The sequence below is a fragment of the Flagellimonas flava genome (genome assembly GCF_050617915.1).
In the GTDB taxonomy this organism is placed as follows: domain Bacteria; phylum Bacteroidota; class Bacteroidia; order Flavobacteriales; family Flavobacteriaceae; genus Flagellimonas; species Flagellimonas flava_A.
In genome coordinates this window covers 1-249 of sequence record NZ_JBODQE010000118.1, presented here as the reverse complement: position 1 = coordinate 249, position 249 = coordinate 1, and the positions used below count along the sequence as shown (strand labels likewise).

General features: G+C 65.5%; 1 protein-coding gene. It reads right to left on the bottom strand.

Features of this window, described 5'->3' with window-relative positions; genetic code table 11:
• Positions 1–39 precede the first annotated feature (39 nt).
• Positions 40–249, bottom strand: a 210-nt coding sequence (locus ACRHOZ_RS21200) for a hypothetical protein (protein WP_431130327.1), incomplete at its 5' end; no start/stop codon positions are given.

The following is a 249-nucleotide window of genomic DNA, read 5'->3' as shown; positions in this document are numbered from 1 at the left end:
TCCGCGTCGCCCGCTCTTCCCCCTGCTCGTCAGCGGCGCTCATGAGCCCGACACCGATCGAGGCACTGAACCGGCTCCTTGAGTATCGAACGACGCCGGCAGCACACGCGGTGCCGGATCACCGGCCAGCGCAAGGATTTCCTCGAAACCCGCCTGCAGGCATTGAGCGAACAACTCGTCGTTTCGCACCGACGCCCTGTCGTAGCGCACCGTGACGGTGCACCACCCGCCCCGGGAAATTAGCACTAC